Origin of the sequence: Shewanella sp. 11B5 (genome assembly GCF_002836795.1) — a bacterium.
In the GTDB taxonomy this organism is placed as follows: Bacteria; Pseudomonadota; Gammaproteobacteria; order Enterobacterales; family Shewanellaceae; genus Shewanella; species Shewanella frigidimarina.
On sequence record NZ_PJAP01000739.1, the window covers coordinates 1 to 1881 of the forward strand.

Annotated in this window: 2 protein-coding genes; both read right to left on the reverse strand. The window is 43.8% G+C overall.

The window, feature by feature from the left end; all coding sequences use genetic code 11:
- Positions 1–1180 (reverse strand): Ig-like domain-containing protein (locus CXF78_RS15930; RefSeq protein WP_102037333.1); only part of this gene is annotated, 1180 nt, incomplete at its 3' end.
- A gap of 292 nt (positions 1181–1472) precedes the next feature.
- Positions 1473–1881 (reverse strand): ice-binding family protein (locus CXF78_RS15935; protein ID WP_145991500.1); only part of this gene is annotated, 409 nt, incomplete at its 5' end.

A 1881-nucleotide genomic window follows, 5' to 3' on the forward strand; every position in this document is an offset into this window, starting at 1 on the left:
TGGCACTGCCTGAAAGAGTTACGTCAGTAGAGATCAACACACCTGAGCTCCACTTATATAAACCTGGCTCCAGTGTCATGCCACTGATATCACCAGCGCCTAGCTCGGTATAGTCAGGTAAGGTTCTGCCTGCTGCATCGTTATAGGCAGTGCCCATATCAAGTACCGCGTTGGCGACGAGGGTGTTATCTTCTGCGGCGCCTGCAAAACAAGTAATCGCACCGCTGCCTGTATAAGCCGCATCAGCACCATAAATAGTTCCGCTGATTTCATTACAAAACACGTTATCCATCGCTGCGGCCGTAATAGGACTTGAACCTATATTACCTGTTATAGCAGAAGCAGGGATATTGGTAATACCGGTCTTAGTTAAAATAGCAAAATCACCCGAAGTTCTTAACTTCACAAGTTCAGGTCCAATAGCGGCAACATCACTGGTGGTAAAACTCCAGCTGAAACTCGCTGCTAATAGATTCGCTGGGATCGCTAAATCGCTGATAGCAGTTGTCAAGGTTGCGGTATAAAGCGTATTGGCTGCTAAATTATCGTCTGGATTAAAAGTTGCAACTGTTCCTTGAACACTAACCACACCAGTGACAAGATTTGTTCCATCACTTAGCGTAAAGCTAGAGCCGTTTACCGTATTAGGAGAAAGTGCTTCACTAAACTCAGCAGTCATATTTCTATTTAAGGCAAAATCCTGTGCGAGGTCTACGGGGTAATTTGATACTACCTGTGGGGCAATAACATCTGGTAATGCTGAGGTAGTAAATGACCAACTAAAACCACTAGCAAGCGCTATGCCTGCAGTATTTGTTACTTCAGTGTTGATTGATGCCTGGTATAGGGTGTTATGAGTAAAATCACTGCTTGGAGCAAATACGGCGGTATGACTTGTTTCATCATAAGACACAGTGCCTAACACGGCTGTTTGGCTCGGAGCCGTTAAGGTAAAGCTGGCATCGTTAATCGTTTGCTCATTCATCGCTTCACTGAAGGTTGCAGTGATTTGTTGGTTTATCGCTACATCAATAGCAAGATTAATAGGGTTACTGGCGTTAATGACTGGCACAGTTGCCGCGTTATCGTTATCGTCATTGTTACAACCTGAGATTAAGCTCGCCATCAATATCGAGCTAGCCAATATAGTTTGGTTATAATATTTATGTGTTGTGTGCATTATTTTTATCCTTTAAAAAATTAACATCGCAATTCAAAGAATGCTCACGCCCCCCATCAGAAATTAACCGATGAATAGATGTTTCTTTGCACTGTGGATAGTTTTTGATAGCTGAAGTCACGTATATAGACAAATGTTAGATTGATAACCTTGACCATAAACAGAACGGTTACTGCTTATATCAGCACCTAAATGGGCCTCATTTCATAGTGGTGGTGAATGAGGAGACAGACTATCTGTTCCCTCATTCTTTCTATCTATTTTTGTCAACTTGGGTAAGCCGAGCTTAAAACTAGTTAGCTTTGGTTACTGCGTTAGCATCCAGAGTGACCTGATCGGTAACGGCAAATAATCGGCCTGTGACGTTAGCACCAGTCAGCACATTCACTTCTGACCAAGCGAAAACATTGCCAGAAAAGTGAGTGTTAGTGCCGATAACGGTCTTTCCAGCAGTTCTCCAATAGACGTTCTTTGCTTGTGCGCCATTAATGAGCACAATATCGCCACCAGGAGCACCAGAAGTTAGGTTTCCGCCTATGGTGAAGATGAACACTGAGTCTGGATCTCCTTCGCCATCAAGAGTGAGAGTGCCTGTTTGGAGAGTCACATCGGCTGCGGTTTTATACACACCACGAGTCAGAGTCAGATTACCAAGTTCAATTGGACAAACCTGAGTCGCTGCGTTTGGGTTAGGATCTGCA